The following is a 23490-nucleotide window of genomic DNA, read 5'->3' as shown; positions in this document are numbered from 1 at the left end:
CCTCCTCGGACCTCAGGACCGCCTCATCCGGGCGGGCTCAGCCGCGCGGAGGCTGGCGGTCGCCGGGCGGGCGGGCGGCCTGGCCGCGGCGCTCGGCGCGGTTCGCGAACTCCCGGGCCTGCTCGCGCTCGAAGTGCTGCGCCTGCTTCTGCTGGTCGTACTCGGTGTACGCGTCCACGATGCGACCGACCAGGCTGTGGCGCACCACGTCCTCGCTGGTCAGGCGCGAGAAGTGGATGTCGTCGATGCCGTCGAGCACGCGCGTCACGAGGCGGAGTCCGCTCGCGCCGGTCGGCAGGTCGACCTGGGTGATGTCGCCGGTGACGACCATCTTGGAGCCGAAGCCGAGGCGGGTGAGGAACATCTTCATCTGCTCGGGCGTCGTGTTCTGCGCCTCGTCGAGCACGACGAACGAGTTGTTGAGCGTGCGCCCGCGCATGTAGGCGAGCGGTGCGACCTCGATCGTGCCGGCCGCGAGCAGCTTCGGGACGATCTCGGGGTCCATCATCTCGTTCAGCGCGTCGTAGAGCGGGCGCAGGTACGGGTCGATCTTGTCGGTGAGCGAGCCTGGCAGGTAGCCCAGCCGCTCCCCCGCCTCGACCGCCGGGCGGGTCAGGATGATCCGCTCGACCTCCTTGCGCTGCAGCGACTGCACGGCCTTCGCCATCGCCAGGTAGGTCTTGCCGGTTCCGGCCGGGCCGATGCCGAAGACGATGGTGTTCTGATCGACCGCGTCGACGTACTCGCGCTGCCCGAGCGTCTTGGGCCTCACGCTCCGTCCCCGCGCCGTGAGGATGGCCTGGCCGAACGCCTCGGCCGGGCTCACCGGCCCGCCGTTCTGCAGGATGCGGGCGGACTCGCGCACGCCCTCCGGGTCGAGATCGTGCCCGCTCGCGGTCATGCGCACCAGTTCTTCCACCAGGCGCGTCGCAGCGGCGACGGGCTCGCGCTCGCCGTCGAGCGTCACCTCGTTGCCGCGCACGTGCACCCGGACATCGGGGAATCGTCCTTCGACCGCCCGGATGAGGCGGTCCTGAGGTCCGAGGAGGCGCACCATCGCGACTCCGTCGACGGCGACGACGCGCCGCGTCGTCTCGGACGCGTCCGCGCCGGGGGCGGGACGCTCGTCGGGGCTCGCGCCCGTGTTCTCAACCGGTGGCAAGGGAGCCTTCCGTCTGGTGGCCGCCCAGGACGTGGGCGTGCACGTGGAACACGGTCTGGCCCGCCTCTTCGCCGGAGTTGAAGACGAGGCGGAACTGACCGTTGCTGTGGGCGTCGGCGAGCGACTGGGCGACCTGCACCATCTCGGCGAGCAGGGCGGGATCGGCGGCGGCGAGGGCGGCTACCGTGGCGTGCTCCTGGGTCTTCGGGAAGACGAGGAGGTGGACGGGCGCCTTCGGCTCGATGTCGGTGATCGCGAGGATGCGCTCGTTCTCGAACACCACATCGGCCGGGATCTCGCCCTGGACGATGCGCGTGAAGACGGTGGGTTCGCTCATGCACTCATCTTAAACGGGGCCCGTGCGCGACGGGCGCCGCGTTCGCCCACGGCATCCTGCTCCGGAGCCCCGAGTCGGCTGTGGAGGAGCGTCACCAGCGGCCCAGGCGGGCCGAGAGGACGGCGATCGCGGCGGGACCTGCGGTCGAGGTGCGCAGGACGGAGTCGCCGAGCGCGACGGCCTCGGCGCCCGCCTCCGCGAGCAGCCGCAGCTCCTCCGGAGCGATGCCGCCCTCGGGCCCGACGACGAGCACCAGGTCGCGTCCGTCCGGGACCACCTGGGAGAGCCGCGCCTGCGCCGAGGGCTCGAGGACCAGCACGCGGGACGTCGCGGCGCGCGCGACGAGACCGCGCACCTGCTCGAGCGGCGCGACCTCGGGCACCCGGGGGCGCCGCGACTGCTTGCTCGCCTCGCGCACGATGGCCCGCCAGCGCTCGCGCCCCTTCTCCTCCTTCGGGCCCGACCACCGCGAGATCGACCGCGCGGCCTGCCACGGGACGACCTCGTCCACCCCGAGCTCGGTCGCCGCCTGCACGGCGAGCTCGTCGCGGTCGCCCTTCGCGAGGGCCTGGACGAGGACAAGGCGCGGGGACGGAACCGGGGACTCCTGCATCGACTCCACGACGAGCACCACTCGCGCCGGCTCCGCGCTCTCGACGACCGCGGTCGCGACGAGTCCGCGCCCGTCACCGACCCGGACGCTCTCGCCCGCGCGGATCCGGCTGACGGTCGCGGCGTGCCGTGCCTCCGCGCCGGTGAGCGCGAGCCGGCCCCCGACGACGAAGCCGCCGGAGTCCAGCGACTCGTCGATGTAGTGGTGCGCCACGGGCTCAGCCCAGGAAGCGGTCGCGGAGCTTGGAGAACAGGCCCTGCTGGAAGTGGGTCAGCGCGGGCTTCTGCGGCTTGTAGTGCTTCGCGAGCTCCTGGACCAGCTCCCGCTCGCGGTGGCCCAGCTTCGTCGGGGTGACGACCTGGATGCCGATGCGGAGGTCGCCGCGTCCGCTGCCCCGCAGGCGCGTGACTCCGCGTCCCTTGATCGTGACGATCTCGGTGCTCTGCGTGCCCGGCTTGATCTCGATCTCGATGTCGCCGTCGAGCGCCTTGAGCGACGCCGTGGAGCCGAGGATCGCGTCCGTCATCTGCACCTCGAGGGTGCAGAGCAGGTCGTCGCCGTTGCGGCTGAAGACGTCGTGGTGCTTGACCTTGATCTCGAGGTACAGGTCGCCGTTGGGGCCGCCGGCCGGGCCGACCTCGCCGCTGCCGGGCATCTGCAGGCGCAGGCCCGTGTCGACTCCCGCGGGGACGTCGACGGGGATGGTGCGGCGGGCGCGGACGCGTCCCTGGCCCTGGCAGGTGGAGCAGGGGGTCGCGATGACGGTCCCGTAGCCGCGGCAGGTGCCGCAGGGGCTCGCCGTCATCACGTTGCCCAGGAGCGAGCGGACCGTGCGCTGGATCTGGCCGGAGCCGTGGCAGATGTCGCAGGTCACCGGCGAGGTGCCGGGCTGGCAGCACGAGCCCTGGCACGTCTCGCAGAGCACCGCCGTGTCGACCTCGAGGTCGCGGTGGGTGCCGAAGATGACCTCGTCGAGCGAGACCTCCACGCGCAGCAGGGCGTCCTGGCCGCGCTCGCGGCGGGAGCGCGGCCCGCGGGACGAGCCCTGCGCGCCCTGCCCGAAGAAGGTCTCGAAGATGTCGCCGAACCCGCCGAAGCCCTGGCCGCCGCCGCCGAAGCCCTCCTGGGGCCCGCGGTCGTACTGCGCCCGCTGCTGCGCGTCGCTCAGGACGTCGTAGGCGTGCGTGACGAGCTTGAAGCGCTCGGAGGCGTCCGCGCTCGGGTTGACGTCGGGGTGCAGCTCGCGGGCGAGTCGGCGGTACGCCTTCTTGATCTCGTCGGCGGAGGCGTCGCGGTCGACGCCCAGCACTTCGTAGTGATCGGCCACAGGTGGCTTCGTCCTTCGTTCGTGGGTCGGTGGGCCGGGCACGGCGCACCGGGGGGATCCGGCGGGGGCCGGGAGGTCGGGCCTACTCCTCGCCGAGGAGGCGGGAGAGGTAGCGGGCGACGGCGCGCACCGCGGTGATGTTGCCGGAGTAGTCCATCCGGATCGGGCCGAGCACGCCCAGGCGCGAGACCTGGCCGCCCGCGGTGTTGTACCCGCTCGTGAGCACCGAGGTCTCCTGCAGCCCGAACGGCGCGTTCTCGCGGCCGATGCGCACCGAGATGCCCCGGGGGTCCGGGGTCATCTCGGCGAAGAGGCGCAGCAGCTCCACCTGCTCCTCGATCGCCTCGAGCACGGGGTAGATGCTGCCCGAGAAGTCCTCCTCGGTGCGGACGAGGTTGGCGGCGCCGGCCATGACCAGGCGGTCCTGCCGGTTGGCGCCGACCTGCTCGAGCAGGGTCTGCACGATCGGCGTCAGCACGTGGCGCCGCTCGGGGCTGAAGCGCTCCGCGACGGAGCCGAGCGTCTCGGCCGCCTGCTGGAGCCCGAGGCCCAGCACGGCCGTGTTGAGCTTCGCGCGGATCTCGCCCAGGAGAGCGTCGTCCACGTCCTCCGGGGTCTCGAGCACGCGCTGGTCGACCCGGCCGGTGTCGGTGATCAGCACCGACAGGAGGCGGCGGGGAGCGAGGGCGACGAGCTCCACGTGGCGCAGCCGCGCGGCCCCGAACGACGGGTACTGCACGAGCGCGACGCTGTTGGTGAGCTGCGAGAGCAGGCGGACGGTCTTGACCAGCACCTCGTCGAGGTCCGGGCTCTGCCCGAGGAACGTCTCGATCGCCTGGCGCTGCGCGGAGGTCAGCGGGCGCAGGTCGGCGAGCTGGTCGACGAAGAGGCGGTAGCCCTTGTCGGTCGGCACGCGGCCGGACGAGGTGTGCGGAGCCGCGATCAGCTCCTCCTCCTCCAGCTGGGCCATCTCGTTGCGGATGGTGGCGGCCGAGACGCCGAACGCGTGGCGCTCGACGATCGACTTGGAGCCCACCGGCTCCCGGTTCGCCACGTAGTCCTGCACGATCACGCGCAGGACCTGGAGACCGCGCTCCGTGACCATACGACCGACCTCCCGCCGGACTCCGAGTGCCCGCGGGCACGACCGTCTGCGGCGCTGACGCCGCGCGGAGCCTGGCACTCCGCAACTCTGAGTGCCAATCATAACCGGGAGGCGGACCGCCCGGCGGGGTTGCGCGGGGATCGGCCGGGGTGCACTCCTGCAGGGCCGCGGGGAGGAGCCCCGTCATCCCCGAGGAGGAGGTCCCGCGCGGCCCGGTGCGGAGGGAGTCGCCGCATGCCACGATGGACGCCGAGCGCACGGGGGACGCCCGTCGCCGCCGCCGGAACGGAGACCATCATGTCGGCCACCCCTCCCCCGCCCCCCGTCTACGGAACCCCGGCTCCGCCGCTGAACCCGGCGGACGAGAAGACCTGGGCGATCGTCACGCACGTGACCGGCATCTTCTTCAGCTTCCTGCCCTCGCTGATCGTCTTCCTGGTCTTCAAGGGGCGCGGACCGTTCCTCGAGGCGCACGCCAAGACGGCCCTCAACTTCCACCTGACGACGCTGATCGCCTACGTCGCCGGGACGATCCTGTCCTTCGTCCTCGTCGGCTTCATCGTGTTCCTGGTCGTGCCGATCCTGGTGATCGTCTTCGCGATCATCGCCTCGGTGCGCGCCAGCGCGGGCGAGTACTACACGTACCCGCTCAGCATCCCGTTCTTCAAGTAGCCGCGGCACCGGGGCGGCGGTGCGCCGGCCGCCCCGGGATCCGGCCTCAGCCGTCGGTGAGACGGCGCACGACCGCGTCGGCCAGCAGACGGCCGCGCAGGGTCAGCACGATCCGGCCGCCGAGCGCCGCCCGGCCGTCGACGAGGCCGTCGGCGATGAGCCCCGCCACCTCGCTGCGCCGATCGGCGTCGATCGCGTCGATGGGCAGCCCGTCCTTCAGGCGCGAGCGCAGCAGCACGTCCTCCACCCGCCGCGTCCCCGCGTCGAGCGTCTCCCGCCCGGCAGCGGGCGAGACCCCGGTGCTCAGCCGGTCGGCGTAGGCCGCCGGGTGCTTCACGTTCCACCAGCGCACGCCTCCGACGTGGCTGTGCGCGCCGGGACCGACGCCCCACCAGTCGTGGCCGAGCCAGTACGAGAGGTTGTGCCGGGAGCGGTGGGCGTCGTCGCGCGCCCAGTTGCTGACCTCGTACCAGGAGTACCCGGCAGCGGTCAGGCGCGCGTCGGCGAGCTCGTACATGTCGGCGGTGAGGTCGTCGTCCGGGGTCGCGACCTCGCCGCGGCGGATCTGCCGGGCGAGCTTCGTGCCGTCCTCCACGATCAGGGCGTAGGCCGAGAGGTGGTCCGGCCGGTTGGCGAGCGCGGAGTCGAGCGACCGCTCCCAGTCCGCGAGGGACTCCCCCGGCGTGCCGTAGATGAGGTCGAGGCTGACCTGCAGGCCCGCCTCCCGCGCCCACTCGACCACGAGCGGGACCCGCTCCGGGTCGTGGGTGCGCTCGAGCGTGGCGAGGACGTGCGGCACGGCCGACTGCATCCCGAAGCTGACGCGGGTGAAGCCCGCCTCGGCCAGCGCGCGGAGGTAGGCGGCATCGACGGAGTCCGGGTTCGCCTCGGTGGTGATCTCAGCGTCGGGCGCGACCCCGAAGTGGGTGCGGAGGCCGTCCAGCATCCGCACCAGGTCGCCGGCGGGCAGGAGGGTGGGCGTCCCGCCGCCGAAGAAGACCGTGCGGGCGGGGCGCCGGGGCAGGCCCGCGCGCTCGAGCACCTCGGCACCGAGAGCCATCTCGGTGATCGCCTCGTCGGCGTAGTCCTGCTGCTTCGCCCCGCGGAGCTCGGTCGCCGTGTAGGTGTTGAAGTCGCAGTACCCGCAGCGGACCCGGCAGAACGGCACGTGCACGTAGAGGCCGAGGTCCCGTTGCTCCACGCCGTCGACGACGGACGCGGGCAGTCCGCCGTCGAGCGGAGCAGGATCGGCGATCGGGAGGGCGCTCCCCACGTCAGCTGACGCGCGCCGGCAGCAGCGCGCGGAGGTACTTGGCGACCTGGCGCTTCTGCACGGCGCGCAGCACCGGCGCGCCCAGGCGGTAGAGACGGGTGGAGGGTCGCGAGAAGACCCGGATGACGATCCAGACCGAGTCGTCCGCGCGCTTCTCGACGACGAAGGACTCCTCGCCGCTCTCGGGGTGGCCCTCGAGGGTGCCGTGGGCGAAGCCGACCTGGTCGGGCTCGTCGACGACGTAAACCACGCGGACCGGGGCGTCGACGACGCGGCCGAGCAGGGTCACGCGGAGCACGGCGGTCACGCCGGCGGTGATGTAGGGGGTGCCGTCGGGAGCGAAATGCTCCTCCGTCGGCCGGCTGACGAGGTCGATCGGGGTGCCCGTGGCGTCGAAGTTGACGCCGGTGTACTGCACGCCGCTGCCGCTGGTGATATCGGTCACCTCGATGCCGCTGCCGCGCTGCACGCCCCAGGTCATCAGGGAGGCGGTGGTGATGGCGAAGCGCTCGTCGCCCGAGCCGAGACGGGCCTCGAAGCGCTCGGCCGTGAAGCCGTCCGGCGGGTACTCGAGCAGGTCGGGTGCCAGAGTGCCGCCGACGGCCGCGTAGGTGACCTGCGGCTGGCCCTCGAAGTTGGAGCGGCGGATGCTCACGTCCCGACCTTCTTCCCGGACTCCTCGAGCGCGGCGCGCGTCGAGTCCGCGTGCCGGGCGGTGCTGTCCATCCGACCCAGCGTATCCGACCGTCGGCGCCCCGAGCCGGGAACGACCGAGGGCCCTCCCCCGCCGGAGCGGGAGGAGGGCCCTCGTCGTGGTGCGGGTCGGGTCAGCTGCAGGGAGTCAGCTTCGCGACGGCGTCGGACAGGGTGCCGGTGCCGCCGAGGAGGACGACGCTCGTCGCTCCGCCGGCCCTGATGTCCTGCAGCACCTTGACCGGCACGCAGGTCGGGGGCACGGCGAAGAGGGGGCTCCCCGTGCGCCCGGCGGCCGCGGCTCCGGCCAGGGCGTCGGGGAAGTTCTCTCCGGTGGCCAGGAACACGGTCTCCGACCCGCGGGGGAAGGCCGCCCGGTTGAGCTGCTCCGAGGTGTCGTAGCGGTCGACCCCGCCGATGCGGCTCACGGTGGGTCCCCCCGGCACAGTGAGGGAGTTCTGGATGCCGGCGCTGACCGACAGCTCGGATCCCGCGATGGTGAGCACCGGAGGCCGGAGCCCCCTCAGGATCCCGACAGTGGTCGGGTCGGCCGCCGGGAGGCCGCCGTTCACGAGGACGACGGGGGCCGAGTTCTTGCCCGCGGCGGCGGTGGCGCTGAGCGCGTCGGGGAACTTCTCGCCGGTCGCGAGCCAGGCCCCCTTCGGCGAGGTGCCTTCGAAGGCGCTCTCGATGATCTTCCGCGACGTGTCGTAGCGGTCGGTGCCTCCGAGGCGGAAGACCCTTCCGTTGACGTACTGGCCGAGGTCGGTCGCGAGGGCGTCGCTGACGCTGAGGTCGGAGCCGACGACGACGATCCGCTGGGGCTTGAGACGGGTGAGCTCGTCGCGCACGACCTGGCTCACCGAGTCGCGGTCGACCAGGAGGAGCGGGCCGCCCTGCTTCGCGGCGGCGGGACCGGCGCTGAGCGCGTCGGGGAAGTTCGCGCCGGTGGCGATGTAGACGACGGGGACGCCGGGGGTGTCGAAGGTCGCCTTCGAGATCTCGACCGCGGTGCCCTGGCGGTCGGTGCCCGCAAGGCGGACGACCTCCAGGCCGGTGCCCGGCGTCGGGGTGGTGGTCGACGGGACGACGCGCAGCGGCGCGCGCACGATGACGCCGGTGCCGGAAGGCTGCTCCCCGCCGCGGCTGAGTCCCTTCACCTCGACCGACGGGGCGCCGAGCGGCGTCGTGTCGCTGAAGGTGAGGTAGCGGTCGAAGAACTCCTGGGTCGGGGTGATCGCGATGCCCCGGCCGTCCTGCACGACCTTGGGGACGGCCTTCAGGCGGCCACCGTCCTCCGTTCCGACCGTGGCGCTGAGGCCCGCGAGGTCGAAGAAGCCGGGGACACCAGAGTCGAGGACGATGACGTCGCCCGCGCCGGCCTCGGTGACAGTGCCGCCGCCGGCCCAGAATTCGCCGCCGGCGCGCCCGGAGGAGGTGGACGTCGACAGGTCGAGGTCGGCCTCCGCGGACCCGCTCGCAGCAGTCACCTGGAGGTCGGCGGAGAGGGCGAGGACGAAGCCCGTCCGGTCGATGCCGGACGGAGCGTAGGCGTCGGCCGCCTTCTTCTCGGAACCGTTCAGGAGGAGCGACAGCGAGGTGCCGCCGAAGGAGCCGGCGGCGCGCCCGATCGGGATGTCGATCGAGTTGGTGGCGGTGTCGACGACGGATTCGCCGCTCGCGAGGTCCGTCGCGGTGCTCCTCAGCTGCCACGTCACGACCCGGTAGCCGGGGTGCGACCACTCGGTGAAGGTGTCGGGAGCGGTGGAGTCGGGCAGCTCGACGGTCAGCGTGGTCGCGTCTCCGGGCACCGGCAGCGGCTCGGTGCCGCCGAACCGGGCGTTGTCCGACCAGGAGTACGGCGCGGGCGCGACCGGGATCACCTTGTTCGCTGCGGAGGCCGGCCCTGCCGCCACCAGCGATCCCGCTGCGACGGCCGCGATGCTCGCGAGCGCCGCCCCCGTCCTGATCCAGCGCTTCCTCGTGCTCGTAGGCACCACGGACTACCACCCTTCGTCATGGTGGAGGACCGGTCGTCGACGCTGCAGCCCCCCATGCGGATCGATCCCGATCCACGGCCGCGTCCTGGCGTCCGAAAGCTACCGGTCCGCTGTGAGGCGCCGCAATCCCCGAGGACACGATATCCCGGACGGGGGGGGTGCGTCGCCCGTCCGGGAGGGGGGACGGGCGCCGGCGACGGGGCTCGCGCTACTTCTTGTCCTTGGTCTCGACGTCGCCCGAGAGCGCGGCGATGAACGCCTCCTGGGGGACCTCGACGCGGCCGACCATCTTCATCCGCTTCTTGCCCTCCTTCTGCTTCTCGAGGAGCTTGCGCTTGCGGGTGATGTCGCCGCCGTAGCACTTGGCCAGGACGTCCTTGCGCATCGCGCTGATCGACTCGCGGGCGATGATCCGGGCGCCGATGGCGGCCTGGATCGGCACCTCGAACTGCTGACGCGGGATCAGCTTGCGCAGGCGCCCCGTCATCAGCACGCCGTAGGCGTAGGCCTTCTCCCGGTGCACGATCGCGCTGAACGCGTCGACCTGCTCGCCCTGCAGCAGGATGTCGACCTTCACGAGGTCGGCCTCCTGCGAGCCGGCGGGCTCGTAGTCGAGCGAGGCGTAGCCGGCGGTCTTGGACTTGAGGTTGTCGAAGAAGTCGAAGACGATCTCGCCGAGGGGCATGTGGTAGCGGATCTCGACCCGGTCCTCGCCCAGGTACTCCATGCCGATCAGGGTCCCGCGGCGGCTCTGGCAGAGCTCCATGATCGTGCCGACGTAGTCCTTCGGCGCGAGGATCGCGGCCTTGACGATCGGCTCCGTGACGGCGGCGATCTTGCCGACGGGGAACTCGCTCGGGTTCGTGACGGTGACGGTCTTCTTGTCCTCCGTCGAGACCTCGTAGATGACCGAGGGCGCCGTGGTGATGAGGTCGAGACCGAACTCGCGCTGCAGGCGCTCGGTGATGATCTCGAGGTGCAGGAGGCCGAGGAACCCGCAGCGGAAGCCGAAGCCGAGCGCCACCGACGTCTCGGGCTCGTAGACGAGCGCCGCGTCCGAGAGCTTGAGCTTGTCGAGGGCCTCGCGCAGGTCCGGGTAGTCGCTGCCGTCGATCGGGTACAGGCCCGAGAAGACCATCGGGAGCGGCTCGGTGTAGCCGGGCAGCGCCTGCGTCGCGGGCTTCGACGCCGTGGTGACGGTGTCGCCGACCTTCGACTGGCGCACGTCCTTCACACCGGTGATCAGGTAGCCCACCTCGCCGACCGCGAGACCCTGCGTCGCGACGGGCTCGGGGCTCGACACGCCGATCTCGAGGATCTCGTGCGTGGCGCGGGTCGACATCATCTGGATCTTCTCGCGCGGCGAGAGCTTGCCGTCGATCATCCGGACGTAGGTGACGACCCCGCGGTAGGCGTCGTACACGGAGTCGAAGATCATGGCGCGCGCAGGGGCGGAGGGGTCGCCGACGGGCGGCGGGATGAGCTCGGTGACGCGGTCGAGCAGCGCCTCGACGCCCATGCCGGTCTTGCCGGAGACGCGGAGGACGTCGTCCGGGTCGCCGCCGATGAGGCTCGCGAGCTCCTTCGCGTACTTCTCGGGGTCCGCGGCCGGCAGGTCGATCTTGTTCAGGACAGGGATGATCGTGAGGTCGTTCTCGAGCGCGAGGTAGAGGTTCGCGAGCGTCTGGGCCTCGATGCCCTGCGCCGCGTCGACCAGGAGGATCGCGCCCTCGCAGGCCGCCAGCGAGCGGCTGACCTCGTAGGAGAAGTCGACGTGCCCCGGAGTGTCGATCATGTTCAGGGCGAACGTGCGCCCGTCGCGCTCCCACGGCATCCGCACGGCCTGCGACTTGATCGTGATGCCGCGCTCGCGCTCGATGTCCATGCGGTCGAGGTACTGCGCGCGCATCGCCCGGTCCTCGACGACACCCGTGATGCCGAGCATCCGGTCGGCGAGGGTGGACTTGCCGTGGTCGATGTGGGCGATGATGCAGAAGTTGCGGATGGACGCCGGATCGGTCGCGGCGGGCTCGAGCCCGGAGTGTGCACGTGGAGACATCGTGGGACCAGTGTCCCATGCCCGGCGGCGGAGGCCGGGACCGGCGGCTACAGATCGAGTCCGTAGGTGCGGGTGGGCTCGACGCCGGGCGGGTTCTCCCGCTCGCCGAGGCGGACGAAGCCCATGCTCTCGTAGAGGGCGTGCGCGGTGGTCATCAGCGTGCCGCTGTTCATCACGACCCGCTGGAGGCCCCGCTCAGCGGCGAGCATCACGACGAACTCCGTGAGCAGCCGCCCGAGACCCCGCCCGCGTGCCTCCGGGGCGACGGCGAGCAGCCGCCAGTCCAGCTCGCCGGGGCGGCCGAGCTCGTAGAGGTTCGCGCCCGGGCGCGCGGTGGTGACCGTGGCGAGGATCCGCCCGTCGCCCTCGACGGCGACCCAGACCTCGCCCTCGACGTCGTGCCGGGCGACCGCGGCGACGTCGGCGGCGTACTCCTCCCCCAGCTCGTAGTCGTGGGCGTAGGCGGCGAGCCGCAGGCGCGAGACCTCGTCGTACTCCTGGGCCCGGACGCGCCGGACCAGCACCTCGGCGGCGCTCATCCGCGCACCGGGGCCGGGAGGGCGCGCAGCCCGTGCTCGAGCGCGGCGGGATCCGCGGCGAGGCAGACGCGGATCCAGCCCTCGCCGGTGCGGCCGAAGGCGCTGCCGGGCGCGACGGCGACGAGGGTCTCGAGGAGGAAGGACTCGACCCACGAGGCGACGTCCCCGCCGGTCGCGTGCGCCATGTCGATCCACAGGTAGAACGCGCCCTCGGGCTCGCGGTAGGCGATCCCCCGCTCGTCGAGCACGCCCGTCGCGAGCCGCAGGTTGGCGAGGTAGTGGTCGGAGGCGGACGCCACCGCGTCCTGCGGCCCGGTCAGAGCGGCGAGGGCGGCGCGCTGGTCCGGAGTGGCGACGCAGCTGATCGCCGCCTCCTGCACCGTGACCATGATCGACGTGAAGCCGGGAGGCGTCACGAGGTAGCCGACGCGGACGCCGGTCATCGCGTAGGTCTTCGAGAAGGAGAAGACGCTGAGGACGCGGTCGGCGTCGTCCCCGCGCTCCTGCGCGATCGACGCGAGGCTCACGTGCGGGCGCCCGTAGGTGAAGTACTCGTAGACCTCGTCGCTGAGCACCCACAGGTCGTGGCGCCGGGCGATGTCGAGCAGGCGCTCGAGGACCTCCCTCGGGAACACCACGCCGAGCGGATTGGACGGGCTGTTGACGATCAGGACGCGGGTCCGGTCGGTGATCAGGCGCTCGACCTCCTCGGGATCGGGGAGGAAGGCGTTCTCAGCGCGCAGCGTGTACGGCACGGGGACGGCGCCGATGGTCCGCGCGTTGGTCGTGAAGACGGTGTAGCCCGGGTCGGGGATGAGCACCTCGTCGCCGGGCCCGAGCAGGAGCGTCATCGCCTGGTGCAGCGCCTGCGTGGCGCCGACGGTCACCCAGACCTGCTCGACGTCCGCCTCGATGCCGTTGTCTCGCGCCAGCTTCTCGACGATGGCGCGCCGGAGCTCGGGGACTCCGCCGTTGGGCCCGTAGCGGGTGTCATCGGCCGCCCACGCCGCCCGTGCCGCCTCGATGATGTGCGGCGCGGTCGGCACGTCGGGCTCGCCCACCGCGAGGAGGGTGACTCCGTCGAGCCGCAGCGCGATCTCGAACAGGTGGCGGATGCCCGAGGGCGGCACCGCGGAGAGGTGATCGGCGAGACGGGGCACCGGCGTCACGTTACCGGCGGGCCCGGACCGCGAGACGCCACGGCGGTCCGCCTCCCCCGGCGTGTCGCCCCGGCGGCCCCGACCCGGACGGCGCCGCACCCGCGGGCGCGGCGCGGTTGAAGGGTGACGACGGGTGCGCTAAAGTTCCTTGTTGGCTTGCGCTCCCCCTCCGGACACCCGGCAGGCGTGGAGTGATCAGAAGCCGGCGACCTCCAGTCGCACCGCAGGGCGTTCAGACGCCCGCGGAAGGGGCACTCCGTCGAGTAGCCGGCTGCACACACGCACATCCGAGAAGAAGGTAATCCACGTGGCAAACATCAAGTCGCAGATCAAGCGCAACCTCACCAACAAGAAGGCGAACGAGCGCAACAAGGCCGTCAAGAGCGAGCTGAAGACCGCCATCCGCTCGGTCCACACCGCCATCGCCGCCGGCGACACCGAGAAGGCCGGCACCGCCCTCGCCTTCGCCGCCAAGAAGCTCGACAAGGCCGCCAGCAAGGGCGTCATCCACAAGAACCAGGCCGCGAACCGCAAGTCGGCCATCGCGAAGCAGGTCGCCGCGCTGTAATACTGCGCGAAGCTGCAACGACGAAGGGTCCGGCCATTGGCCGGGCCCTTCGTCGTTGCAGCTTCGCGGTCGACGGCCTCCTCGTTCCTCGTCGGCCGTCGCGCGGTCGGCTCACAGGGGTGGTCGCGGTGGGAGGAGCGTCCTGCGTTCCGGGTACGACGATCCGCTGACACGCGGATCGCCGGTGACCCTGCGAGGGCATCGTCCGGCTCGCGATCGGCTGCGGCCCGGTCGGCTACCGCGGAGGGTCGCGGGGGGAGGAGCGGAGAGCGTTTCGGGGTACGACGATCCGCTGACACGCGGATCGCCGGTGAGCTATGCCGTCTTCGACGGGCTCCTCGTTCCTCGTCGGCCGTCGCGCGGTCGGCTTACAGGGGTGGTCGCGGTGGGAGGAGCGTCCTGCGTTCCGGGTACGACGATCCGCTGACACGCGGATCGCCGGTGACCCGCACCGATCTCGACGGGCTCCTCGTTCCTCGTCGCCCGTCGCGCGGTCGGCTTACAGGGGTGGTCCCGGTGGGAGGAGCGGGGAGCGTTCCGGGTACGACGATCCGCTCGCACGCGGATCGCCGGTGACCCTGCAGGGTCGTCGTCCGACTCTTCGTCGGCCGCGGTGCGACCCTGCGAGGGGAGGTGATCCCCTCACTGCTGGTCGAGTGGACGCGGAGCGGCGTATCGAGAACCGCCGGGGACGAGGTCGGTGCGGATCGCGGGAGCAGGGCCTTTCGGGCGGGTCAGAGGCCCCGGGCGGAGACGACGGAGACCATGCGCTCGAGGGCGTAGACGGGGTCGCGGGTGGCGCCCTTCACGTTCGCGTCGGCGTCGGCGACCGTCAGGATCGCGGTGCCGAGGCCCTCGCCGGTCCAGCCCTGCAGGTCGCGCCGGGCCCGGTCCACCTGCCACGGAGCGAGGCCCAGACGCGAGGCGACCTGGCCCGAGCCCTCGCGCGAGCCGGCGACCTTCGCCATGGTCCGAAGCTTGCTCGCGAACGCGGCGACGATCGGTACCGGGTCGGCACCGGAGGCGAGGGCGTGGCGGAGCCCGAGCAGCGCCTCGCCGTGACGGCCCGCGATCGCGGAGTCGGCGACGGTGAAGGCCGTGGTCTCGACGCGGCCGCCGTAGTACTTCGCCACGGTCGCCTCGGTGATCTCGCCGGTGACGTCGGACAGCAGCTGCTGGCACGCCGACGCGAGCTCGTCGAGGTCGTCGGAGAAGGCAGACACCAGGGCTCGGACGGCACCGGTGGTCGCCGTGCGGCCGGCGGTGCGGAACTCGGCGATCGCGAAGTCGACCTTGTCGCTCTCGCGCTTGAGCTCGGCGCAGACGATCTCGATGCCGCCGCCCGTGCCCGAGCGGATGGCGTCGAGGAGCTTCTTGCCCCGGTTGCCGCCGCCGTGGCGGAGCACCAGGGTCGCCCCGTCCGCGGGCGCCGAGAGGTAGTCGAGGGTCTCGAGGAGGAACGCGTCCGTGCACTTCTCGACGTTCGAGACGCGGATGAGGCGGGGCTCGTCGAAGAGGGACGGGCTCGCGAGCGTCAGCAGCTCCCCCGGCGCGTAGCCGCCGGCGTCGATGTCGCTGACCTCGAGGCTCGGATCCTCGGCCCGGAGGAACTCGCGGAGGAAGCGCAGCGCGCGGTCGGCGAGGAACTGCTCCGGGCCGGTGATCAGCACGATCGGCGCCGGCCGGGTCTGGTTCCAGGCGAGCTGCGGGATCGCCGCCTTCGAGGGCGCTGCCTTCGCGCGCGCCGGGGCCCTGCCTGCCATGCCGTGTCCTTCCGTGCCGCGCCCGTCCGAGCGCCCTCCACCCTACGGCCCGCTCACGGCGCCCCGAGGCCGCCGCGGCAGCCGTCGCGCCGCTCACCCAGACCGCGATCCCGTCGCTGCGGGACGCGAGCACGACCGTACCCTCGACATCCGACCTCAGCGCCTCGACCCCGCGCTCGGCCAGCAGAGCGAGGAGCGATGGATTCGGATGTCCGTAGTCGTTCTCCGCCCCGACGGAGATCAGCCCGACGCTCGCGCCGAGCGCGTCGTAGAGGGCGGGCGACTGGTCGGCGGAGCCGTGATGCGCGACCTTGACGACGTCGACCCGGCCGACCGGCAGCCGGGAGACGCGTCCCTGCTCCTGCTCGCCGAGGTCGCCCAGGAGCGCGACGGAGAGCGGGCCGCCGCGGGCGTCCGGGCCGATGTCGACCCGGAGGGTCACGCTCGCCTCGTTCCCCCGCAGCGCGCTCCGCCGCTCCGGCCACTCGACCCGCCAGCGCAGCGAGCCGAGCGCGCCGCTGTCGCCGCGGACCGCCTCCTGCACGGCGACCCCCGCGCCGGTGAGCGCCGCCCGGTCGCGCTCGTCGTCGCGGCCCGCGGCGGGCCCGACGAGCGCGGCGTCGGTCCGTCCGAGGACGGCCTGGAGCCCGCCGACGTGGTCGAGGTCGTAGTGCGTCAGCACCAGCAGCGGGATCCGGTCCACCCCCATCAGGCGGAGGCAGGCCTCGAGCGGTGCGGGCTCGGGCCCCGTGTCGACGAGCAGCACGCCCGCGTCTCCGCGGAGGAGGACCGCGTCGCCCTGCCCGACGTCGCACATCGCGACACGCCAGTCCTCGGGAACCGAGGCTGCGCGGAGGAGCGGCGTGGCGACGGTGGTGCCGCCGGCGGCCGCGATCGCGCACGCCAGCCCGACGGCGGCGATCCGGCGCACCCGCGCGAGCCGCGGCGACTGCGTGACCAGCACGAGGGCGAGCAGGGTCAGCACGGTGAGCGCGAGCGCTCCTCCCACTCCGGGCCACCAGGCGATCCTCGGGGCGGGCCACGAGTCGACGGCGCGGGCGATCGAGGCGATCCACCAGGCGGGGACGGCGGCGAGCCGGATCGCCGCGTCGGCGGCTCCGGGCCACCAGGGAGCGAGCAGGCAGCCGATGAGCCCGAGCCCGGTCGCGGCGGGTGCCGCGGGCTCGGCGAGCAGGTTGGCGAGCACTCCGTACACCGGCACCGACGGGTCCACGAGCAGCAGCACGGGCTGGCAGGCGAGCTGCGCCGCGGTCGGCACCGCGAGCAGCAGGGCGAGAGGCCGGGGCAGCACCCGACCGAGAGCGCCCGCGATCGGCTCGGCGAGCAGCAGGAGTCCGGCGGTGGCGAGGACGGACAGCACGAAGCCGAGCCTCCCCGCGATCGAGGGGTCGGCGGCCACGAGGAGGACGACGGTCGCGAGCAGAGCGGGCACTGCCGCTCCGGAGCGACGCCCGAGCCGCGCGAGGAGGACCACCGTCGCCATCACGGCGGCCCGCACCACGCTCGGCTCGGGGGTCACCAGCACCACGAAGCCGGCGAGCAGGGCGAGGGCGGCGACGGTCCGGAGGCGGCGCCCGGCGCCGAGGAGCGCCACGATCGTCCAGCCGGCGACCACCACCACGGCGCAGTTGGCGCCCGAGACGGCGGTCAGGTGGGTGAGCGACGCGGTGCGCATCGCCTCCTCGAGCCCCGCGTCGAGCGCGGACGTGTCGCCGGTCGCGAGGCCCGGCAGCAGCCCCGCCACATCGCCGCCGACCAGCGCCGCGCGTTCGAGGAAGCGCGAGCGCAGCACCTCCGCGACGGCCGCCGCTCCCCCGGGACCGCGCCGGTCCTCAACGGACGCCGCTCTCAGCATCGTCGCCTCGCCGACGGACCCCTCCTGCGCCGCAGCACGGGCCTCCAGGTCGAGCTCGGCGCCCACGGGCAGACGACCGCCGGGATCGGCGAGCAGCACGCGGACGGGGGCCGCGGTCGACGCGTCTCCTACCCGCAGCGCCGTCGCGTCGAACCACACTCCCCCGGTCGCGAGCGGTCGGGCACCCGTGTCGACGCGCACGGTGACCGGAGTGAGGGCGCGATCCTCCTGGGCCTCCCGCAGCGACGCCGGGTGGCCACCGGGCGCCGCAGCGACGACGGAGGTGAGGGCCAGGGCGGCACCCGCGCCCGCGACGAGCACCGCTCCGACCAGCCGCCCGCCGAGGCCGCGCCGGAGCAGGACGCACGCCGCCCCGAGCAGCACCCAGCCCGCGGCGCACCACGAGAGGCCCCCGTCGAGCACTGCCGCGACCGGCAGCATCCCGGCCGCCCACGCGGTGGTCCAGGCGGCCACCGCTGCCGGCAGGAGCCGCAGGTCCGCCGCCCGCACGCTCCTCACGGCGCGACCTGGTCGCGGAACGCGGCGAGCGTCTTCTCGCCGATCCCGGGGACCTCGAGCAGCTGGTCGACGGAGGAGAACGGGCCGTTCGCCTCCCGGTGGGCGACGATCTTCTTCGCGGTCGCCGGGCCGATCTCGGGCAGCTCCTCCAGCTGGGCCGCCGTCGCCGCGCTCAGGCTCAGCACGGATCCGGCGGCGGAGGCCCCTCCTGGAGCGGCCCCGCCCGGAGCCGCTCCGGCCGCGGCCGGCGCCGCTCCCACGGCCGGCACGACGATCTGCTCGCCGTCCACGAGCCTCCGGGCCAGGTTGACCGCCGCGCGCTCCGCCGACTCCTGGAACCCTCCGGCGGCGGCGACCGCGTCCGCCACCCGCGCCTCCGGCGACAGGACGTACAGCCCCGGAGAGGCGACCTCGCCGGCCACGTGAACGTACAGCGACTCGACCGCCGCAGCAGCGGGCGCGCTCGTCGACACGGCGGGCTCCAGGACCCGCTCATGACCGCTCGACCGCGCTCCCGCGAGCAGCACCGCGACCACCGCGGCGCCGATGACGAGCACGACCGCCGCTCCCACTCCCACGCGCCAGCGCGGGCGGGCGCGGCGGGGCCGCAGCAGCGCCGTCAACTGCTCGTCGTCCGTCCCGCTGGTCTCTGGCATCCGCCGACGGTAGGACCCGCGTCACCGCCCGGCGCGGCCGCCGACACCGATCCGGGGACAGCCCGCCAGATCGCCTCCCTGTGGAGGAGAGAGCAGCACCGGCAGGACGCACGACGGGGCCCCTCCTGCGAGAGGAGGAGCCCCGTCGGGACGGATCGGCGGCTAGACCGCCTTCGTCACCAGGTTCACCAGGCGCGGCGCCCGCACGATCGCCTTCACGACCTCGCGGCCGACGAGAGCCCGGGCGACGCCGGCCGTGGCCCGCGCCTTCTCCTCGAGCTCGTCGGAGGAGATCTTCGGCGAGACCTCGAGCCGGTCGCGGACCTTGCCGTCGACCTGCAGGATCGCCGTGACCTTCTCCTCGACCAGCAGCGACGGGTCGGCCTTGCGCCACAGCGCGTGCGCGACGGTGCCCTCGTAGCCCAGACGGTGCCACATGTCCTCGGCCGTGTACGGCGCGAACAGGTTGAGAGCCATCGCGACCACCTCGACCGCCTCGCGGACCGCGGGGTCCCCGGCCCCGGCGCCCGAGTCGACGACCTTGCGGGTCGCGTTGACGAGCTCCATCAGCCGCGCGACTACGACGTTGAACTTGAACGCCTCGATCAGCGACGGGGACTCCGCGAGGAAGCGGTGGGTCTGGCGGCGCAGAGCCGCGTCGCCCGACTTCCACTCGACGTCGGGCCTCGAGGTGACGTCCTTCGCCAGGCGCCAGGCGCGGGCGAGGAACTTCGCGCTGCCGCCGGGCGAGACGTCGGCCCAGTCGATGTCGTCCTCGGGCGGGCCGGCGAACGCCATCGTCAGGCGCACGGCGTCGACGCCGAACTCGTCCAGCTGGTCCGAGAGCCGGACGATGTTGCCCTTCGACTTGGACATCGCCGCGCCGTCCATCTGCACCATGCCCTGGTTCAGCAGCGCGGTGAACGGCTCCGTGAACGACACGTAGCCCAGGTCGAACAGCACCTTGGTGATGAAGCGCGCGTACAGCAGGTGCAGGATCGCGTGCGTCACGCCCCCGACGTACTGGTCGACGGGCGCCCACTTCTCGGCGAGCTTCGGATCGAAGGCCTGCGTGTCGTCCTTCGGCGAGAGGAAGCGGAGGAAGTACCACGAGGAGTCGACGAAGGTGTCCATCGTGTCCGGGTCGCGGCGCGCGGGCGAGCCGTCCACCGGGTGCGGCACGTTCACCCAGTCCTCCGCCGCTCCGAGCGGCGACGAGCCCTTCGGCTGCAGGTCGAGGCCGTCGGTGGAGGGCAGGACGACGGGCAGCTGGTCCTCGGGCACCGGCACGAGCTCGCCGTCGGCTCCGTGGATGATCGGGATGGGGGTGCCCCAGTAGCGCTGACGCGAGATCAGCCAGTCGCGCAGGCGGTAGTTCTTGGCCGAGCGGCCGCGGCCGCGCTCCTCGAGCATCCTGATGACGCGCTCGATGGCCGTGCGCTTGGAGAGCCCGTCGAGCGGCCCGGAGTTGATCAGGCGGCCGTCGCCGGTCAGCGCCTCGCCGGTCGTGGCGGGGTCGAGCGAGTACTCCTTCTCGAGCGCGGCCAGCTCCTCCGGATCCTCCGGGATGACCGGGATCGCCCCGGTGACGGACGCGTTGGTGTCGACGACCACGCGCACGGGCAGGTCGAAGGCGCGGGCGAAGTCGAGGTCGCGCTGGTCGTGCGCGGGCACGGCCATGACGGCTCCGTGGCCGTAGTCGGAGAGGACGTAGTCGGCGGCCCAGATCGGCAGCCGCTCGCCGTTCACGGGGTTCACCGCGTAGCGGCCGAGGAACACGCCGGTCTTGGGGCGGTCGGCGGTCAGGCGCTCGATCTCGCTCGACTTCTGCACCGTCTCGAGGTAGCTGCGGAACGCGTCGCGGATCGCGGGCTCGGAGCCCTCGACCAGCTCGGAGGCGAGGTCGGAGTCGGGCGCGACGACCATGAAGGTCGCCCCGTAGAGCGTGTCGGGGCGCGTGGTGAAGACGGTGACGCGCTCGTCGCGGCCCTCGATCTCGAACTCGACGTCGGCGCCGATGGAGCGGCCGATCCAGTTGCGCTGCATGGCGATGACCTTCGACGGCCAGGAGCCCTCGAGCTGGTTCAGGTCGTCGAGCAGCCGGTCGGCGTAGTCGGTGATCTTGAAGTACCACTGCGTGAGCTTCTTCTTGACCACGACCGCGCCGGAGCGCTCGGAGGTGCCGTCCGCCAGGACCTGCTCGTTCGCCAGGACCGTCTGGTCCACCGGGTCCCAGTTGACCCAGCTGTCCTTGCGGTAGGCGAGGCCCTTCTCGTACATCTTGAGGAACAGCCACTGGTTCCACTTGTAGTACTCGGGGTCGGAGGTGTGCAGCACGCGGTCCCAGTCGAAGGACGCGGCGTAGCGCTTCATCGAGCGCTTCTGCTGCTCGATGTTGTCGTAGGTCCAGGTGACCGGGTTCAGCCCGCGCTTGATGGCGGCGTTCTCGGCGGGCAGGCCGAAGCTGTCCCAGCCGATCGGGTGGAGGACGTTGAAGCCCTGCTGGCGCCAGTAGCGCGCGATCACGTCTCCGAGCGCGTACGCCTCGGCGTGGCCCATGTGCAGGTCGCCCGAGGGGTACGGGAACATGTCGAGCACGTACTTGCGGGGGCGCTTGTCGTCGGGGTCGTCCGTCGCGAACGGGCGCGTCTCCTCCCAGATCGGGAGCCACTTCTCCTGGAGCGCTCGGAAGTCGTAGCGCTCCTCGTCGCTCGCGCCGGTCTGCCGGGAGGTGTCTTCTGCCACAGGTGCTTCTCACTTCTGAAGGAGGGGGAGAACGCGCACACGTGGGCGGCTGCGTTCGACCATCAACCCTACTGGCCCTGCGCGCACGGCAGACGAACGCGGCGCCCGCTCACTCCTCGGCGGCGCCCAGCACCGCGAGGAGCGCCCGCGCCTTCAGCCGCGTCTCCTCGACCTCCTCCTCCGGCACCGAGAGGGCGGTGATGCCGCCGCCGGTCCCCAGGCGGGCGCGCTCGCCGTCGAGCACGAGGGTGCGGATGGTCATCGCGAGGTCCAGCGAGCCGTCCGAGCCCAGGCGGCCGAAGGCGCCGGAGTAGACGCCGCGGGGACCGCCCTCCCACTCCCGCAGCAGCTCCACCGCCCGGCGCTTGGGCGCTCCCGTCATCGAGCCGGCCGGGAAGAGGGCCGCGATCAGCTCGGCGATCCCGACGCCCGGCGCGCGGCGGGCCGAGACCTCGCTGACCAGCTGGTGGACGTGCGGGTAGCTCTCCACCTCGAGCAGGCGGTCGACGACGACGGAGCCGGGGGCGGCGATCCGGGCGAGGTCGTTGCGGACGAGGTCCACGATCATCACGTTCTCGGCCCGCTCCTTCACGCTCGACACGAGCTCGTCCCGGAGCGCGCGGTCCTCGTCGGCGTCCCGGCCCCGGGGGCGCGTGCCCTTGATGGGATGCGTGGCGACGCGTCCATCGGCCCCGCCGGTGAGGAACCGCTCGGGCGAGGCGCTGACGAGCGCGAGCGGGCCGAGGCGGATCAGCCCGCCGTGATGGCTCGGGCTGGAGCGGCGGAGGCGACGGTACGCCTCGACCGGATCGAACCGGCCCTCGACGACGATCTCGTCGGTGAGGCAGAGCTGGTAGGCGTCCCCCGCGCGGATGGCCTCCTGGCAGCGGCCGATCAGCGCCGTGTACTCGGCGGCGGAGTGGCGGCGGACCGGGACGCCGGCGGGCTCGGGATCCGCGGGGTCCGCGGGGGCGGGCGCCCCGACGAGCTCGAGCAGGCGCGCGGTGAGCTCCTGCACGTCTCCCGTGGCGACCAGGCGGACGGTCCGGGCCCCGTGGTCGAACTCGAGCACGGGGTCGCCCCGGAGCAGGGCGAGTGCCGGCGGATCCGCGGGGCCGGTCGGCGCCGAGGGCAGGGAGACGGAGGCTGCTCCCGCCTCGTAGGAGATCCAGCCGTAGCGGCCGAGCGCGCGGTCGCCCGCCGGGGCCTCGTCGTCGACCGCGGCGAGCGCCGCCGCCACGTCGCCGCCGGCCTCGACGAGGAGCACGTCCCCGCGGGCGCACGCGCCGAGGTAGGAGCGGCCGCTCGTCGCTCCGAGGCCCGAGTCGAGCCAGAACGACGCCTCGGCCGTGGCGAACAGGGCGTGGTGCGCGAGCTCCGGATCGACCCAGGGCAGCTCGGTCGAGCGGACGTGCCGATCCTCCGAGACCACTGGGCTAGCGTAGGCGGTCGTGGACGGCGAGCAGGTTCGGGAGTGGGACGGGCGGGCCCTGACGAGCGTTCCCGAGCCGCCCGGCACCTCCCTGGACGCGGCCGACTCCTGGCTGGTGGACGAGGGACGCGTCCGCGGGCTCGACCTGCACCGCGAGCGGTTCGCCGCCTCCGTCGCCTCGGCGGGCGGGCACCCGGACGTCGACCCGTTCCTCCACGCCGCGATCGCCGCCCTGCCCCGCGAGGGCCGCTCCTTCCCCCGCGTCGAGCTCTCGGGAGGCGCCCTGCGGCTCCGGCTGCGATCCGCCCCGCCGACGACCCGCTCCGTGGTGCTGTGGACGAGCCCCGTGGATCCGCGCCGGACACCGTCCTGGAAGGGGCCGGACATCGCACGTCTCGCCCTCCTGCGGACGCGCGCGCACGCCGCGGGAGCGGACGAGGCCGTGCTGCTCGACGCCGACGGCGCCGTCATCGACGGAGCGAGCAGCGCGATCCTGTGGTGGCTGGGCGATGCGCTGGTCGTCCCTCCGGCGACGAGTACGCGCGTGCGCAGCGTGACGGCTCGCACCGTCTCGGTGCTCGCCGGCGCGCTCGGCGTGGACGTGATCGAGGCCCCGGCCGAGCCGGAGTCGCTCGAGGGCCGTGAGGTCTGGACGGCCAACGCCCTGCACGGTCTGCGGCTGGCGACCGCCTGGGCGGACGGACCGGCGCTCGCCGCGGAGCCGGGCCGCCTGGACGCCTGGCGGAAGCGGCTGGACGCTCTCAGGCGGCCTCTCCCGGCGCTCTGACCCGCGGAGGACCTCAGCTCCCGCGCGTCCCCCAGACGGAGGGCCCCCGTTCCGGTCGCAGTCGTGCGTCCGCCGTGCGAGCATCGAGTACCCCCTCTTCCGGCCCCCGCCGGCCACTCGAGAAAGTCCTGCGATGACGCGGCGGACGCTGCTCGCCCAGGCGGGCGAGCCGTTCTCGCGGTAGACGACGAGGTTGCCGTCGGG

The 23490-nt window shown here is 73.0% G+C and carries 18 protein-coding genes and 1 pseudogene; 3 read left to right on the top strand and 16 right to left on the bottom strand.

The window, feature by feature from the left end; translation table 11 throughout:
* Nucleotides 1-37: 37 nt before the first annotated feature.
* From C5D09_RS15615 to hrcA, 5 genes are all read right to left on the bottom strand, one after another.
* Nucleotides 38-1057 carry a PhoH family protein gene (locus tag C5D09_RS15615; protein WP_104225204.1) on the bottom strand — a complete coding sequence of 340 codons (1020 nt, stop codon included), beginning with the start codon at nt 1055-1057 and terminating at the stop codon, nt 38-40.
* Nucleotides 1058-1148: 91 nt separating this feature from the next.
* The gene (locus C5D09_RS15610) at nt 1149-1499 is read right to left on the bottom strand and encodes an HIT domain-containing protein (RefSeq protein ID WP_104225201.1); all 351 of its coding nucleotides are present in this window, start codon (nt 1497-1499) and stop codon (nt 1149-1151) included.
* 91 nt (nt 1500-1590) lie between these two features.
* The gene (locus tag C5D09_RS15605; protein ID WP_104269706.1) at nt 1591-2325 is read right to left on the bottom strand and encodes a 16S rRNA (uracil(1498)-N(3))-methyltransferase; all 735 of its coding nucleotides are present in this window, start codon (nt 2323-2325) and stop codon (nt 1591-1593) included.
* A 4-nt stretch (nt 2326-2329) separates the two neighbouring features.
* Nucleotides 2330-3439: a molecular chaperone DnaJ gene (gene dnaJ, locus C5D09_RS15600; RefSeq protein ID WP_104225203.1), complete on the bottom strand. Its 1110-nt coding sequence runs from the start codon at nt 3437-3439 to the stop codon at nt 2330-2332.
* An 82-nt stretch (nt 3440-3521) separates the two neighbouring features.
* Nucleotides 3522-4544 (bottom strand): heat-inducible transcriptional repressor HrcA, encoded by a 1023-nt coding sequence (gene hrcA / locus C5D09_RS15595; protein ID WP_104223131.1) that lies wholly within the window; start codon nt 4542-4544, stop codon nt 3522-3524.
* Nucleotides 4545-4778: 234 nt separating this feature from the next.
* Here hrcA and C5D09_RS15590 point away from each other — a divergent pair, with 234 nt between their 5' ends.
* Nucleotides 4779-5216, top strand: a complete 438-nt coding sequence (locus tag C5D09_RS15590; protein ID WP_244229439.1) for a DUF4870 domain-containing protein — start codon at nt 4779-4781, stop codon at nt 5214-5216.
* A gap of 46 nt (nt 5217-5262) precedes the next feature.
* Here the strand turns inward: C5D09_RS15590 and hemW are convergent, their stop codons facing one another.
* The 6 genes from hemW to C5D09_RS15560 form a co-directional block, all read right to left on the bottom strand.
* Nucleotides 5263-6489, bottom strand: a complete 1227-nt coding sequence (hemW, locus tag C5D09_RS15585; protein ID WP_104269705.1) for a radical SAM family heme chaperone HemW — start codon at nt 6487-6489, stop codon at nt 5263-5265.
* A 1-nt stretch (nt 6490) separates the two neighbouring features.
* A complete protein-coding gene (locus C5D09_RS15580; RefSeq protein ID WP_258067030.1) occupies nt 6491-7144 on the bottom strand; it encodes a DUF1990 family protein in 654 nt (217 codons plus the stop codon).
* A 172-nt stretch (nt 7145-7316) separates the two neighbouring features.
* Complete coding sequence (locus C5D09_RS15575) at nt 7317-9179, bottom strand: cell wall-binding repeat-containing protein (protein WP_146085659.1); 1863 nt, start codon at nt 9177-9179, stop codon at nt 7317-7319.
* Nucleotides 9180-9390: 211 nt separating this feature from the next.
* Complete coding sequence (lepA, locus tag C5D09_RS15570) at nt 9391-11241, bottom strand: translation elongation factor 4 (RefSeq protein WP_104223127.1); 1851 nt, start codon at nt 11239-11241, stop codon at nt 9391-9393.
* A 47-nt stretch (nt 11242-11288) separates the two neighbouring features.
* The gene (locus C5D09_RS15565; RefSeq protein WP_104223126.1) at nt 11289-11780 is read right to left on the bottom strand and encodes a GNAT family N-acetyltransferase; all 492 of its coding nucleotides are present in this window, start codon (nt 11778-11780) and stop codon (nt 11289-11291) included.
* On the bottom strand, nt 11777-12940 hold the full coding sequence (locus C5D09_RS15560) for a pyridoxal phosphate-dependent aminotransferase (protein WP_104267977.1): 1164 nt from the start codon (nt 12938-12940) through the stop codon (nt 11777-11779). The genes C5D09_RS15565 and C5D09_RS15560 overlap by 4 nt, the downstream gene beginning before the upstream one ends.
* Before the next feature lie 307 nt (nt 12941-13247).
* Here C5D09_RS15560 and rpsT point away from each other — a divergent pair, with 307 nt between their 5' ends.
* Complete coding sequence (gene rpsT, locus C5D09_RS15555; protein ID WP_097165711.1) at nt 13248-13508, top strand: 30S ribosomal protein S20; 261 nt, start codon at nt 13248-13250, stop codon at nt 13506-13508.
* Between the two features lie 734 nt (nt 13509-14242).
* Here the strand turns inward: rpsT and holA are convergent.
* The 5 genes and pseudogenes from holA to pabB all read right to left on the bottom strand — a co-directional run bounded on the left by holA (nt 14243) and on the right by pabB (nt 22499).
* Nucleotides 14243-15271 (bottom strand): DNA polymerase III subunit delta, encoded by a 1029-nt coding sequence (gene holA / locus C5D09_RS15550; protein ID WP_104225645.1) that lies wholly within the window; start codon nt 15269-15271, stop codon nt 14243-14245.
* A gap of 568 nt (nt 15272-15839) precedes the next feature.
* A pseudogene (locus C5D09_RS18020) lies at nt 15840-17147 on the bottom strand (ComEC/Rec2 family competence protein); the annotation flags it as partial.
* 515 nt (nt 17148-17662) lie between these two features.
* Nucleotides 17663-18322 carry a ComEA family DNA-binding protein gene (locus tag C5D09_RS15535; protein ID WP_104248212.1) on the bottom strand — a complete coding sequence of 220 codons (660 nt, stop codon included), beginning with the start codon at nt 18320-18322 and terminating at the stop codon, nt 17663-17665.
* A gap of 162 nt (nt 18323-18484) precedes the next feature.
* Nucleotides 18485-21067: a leucine--tRNA ligase gene (gene leuS, locus C5D09_RS15530; RefSeq protein WP_104225642.1), complete on the bottom strand. Its 2583-nt coding sequence runs from the start codon at nt 21065-21067 to the stop codon at nt 18485-18487.
* A 109-nt stretch (nt 21068-21176) separates the two neighbouring features.
* Complete coding sequence (gene pabB / locus C5D09_RS15525; protein WP_104269703.1) at nt 21177-22499, bottom strand: aminodeoxychorismate synthase component I; 1323 nt, start codon at nt 22497-22499, stop codon at nt 21177-21179.
* A gap of 19 nt (nt 22500-22518) precedes the next feature.
* Here pabB and C5D09_RS15520 point away from each other — a divergent pair, with 19 nt between their 5' ends.
* A complete protein-coding gene (locus C5D09_RS15520) occupies nt 22519-23286 on the top strand; it encodes an aminotransferase class IV (protein ID WP_258067029.1) in 768 nt (255 codons plus the stop codon).
* The last annotated feature ends 204 nt before the right edge of the window (nt 23287-23490 follow it).

The sequence above is a fragment of the Rathayibacter sp. AY1C9 genome (assembly GCF_002932315.1).
In the GTDB taxonomy this organism is placed as follows: domain Bacteria; phylum Actinomycetota; class Actinomycetes; order Actinomycetales; family Microbacteriaceae; genus Rathayibacter.
The sequence above is the reverse complement of the archived record's forward strand: the minus strand, read 5'-3'. Positions and strand labels throughout refer to the sequence as shown.

What these genes read in the sequence shown, in the direction of transcription:
- hrcA (WP_104223131.1), bottom strand. Translation starts at nt 4,544, where the DNA reads ATGGTCACGGAGCGCGGTCTCCAGGTCCTGCGCGTGATCGTGCAGGAC.
- holA (WP_104225645.1), bottom strand. Translation starts at nt 15,271, where the DNA reads ATGGCAGGCAGGGCCCCGGCGCGCGCGAAGGCAGCGCCCTCGAAGGCG.
- C5D09_RS15615 (WP_104225204.1), bottom strand. Translation starts at nt 1,057, where the DNA reads ATGGTGCGCCTCCTCGGACCTCAGGACCGCCTCATCCGGGCGGTCGAA.
- C5D09_RS15610 (WP_104225201.1), bottom strand. Translation starts at nt 1,499, where the DNA reads ATGAGCGAACCCACCGTCTTCACGCGCATCGTCCAGGGCGAGATCCCG.
- lepA (WP_104223127.1), bottom strand. Translation starts at nt 11,241, where the DNA reads ATGTCTCCACGTGCACACTCCGGGCTCGAGCCCGCCGCGACCGATCCG.
- C5D09_RS15590 (WP_244229439.1), top strand. Translation starts at nt 4,779, where the DNA reads ATGCCACGATGGACGCCGAGCGCACGGGGGACGCCCGTCGCCGCCGCC.
- C5D09_RS15565 (WP_104223126.1), bottom strand. Translation starts at nt 11,780, where the DNA reads ATGAGCGCCGCCGAGGTGCTGGTCCGGCGCGTCCGGGCCCAGGAGTAC.
- C5D09_RS15535 (WP_104248212.1), bottom strand. Translation starts at nt 18,322, where the DNA reads ATGCCAGAGACCAGCGGGACGGACGACGAGCAGTTGACGGCGCTGCTG.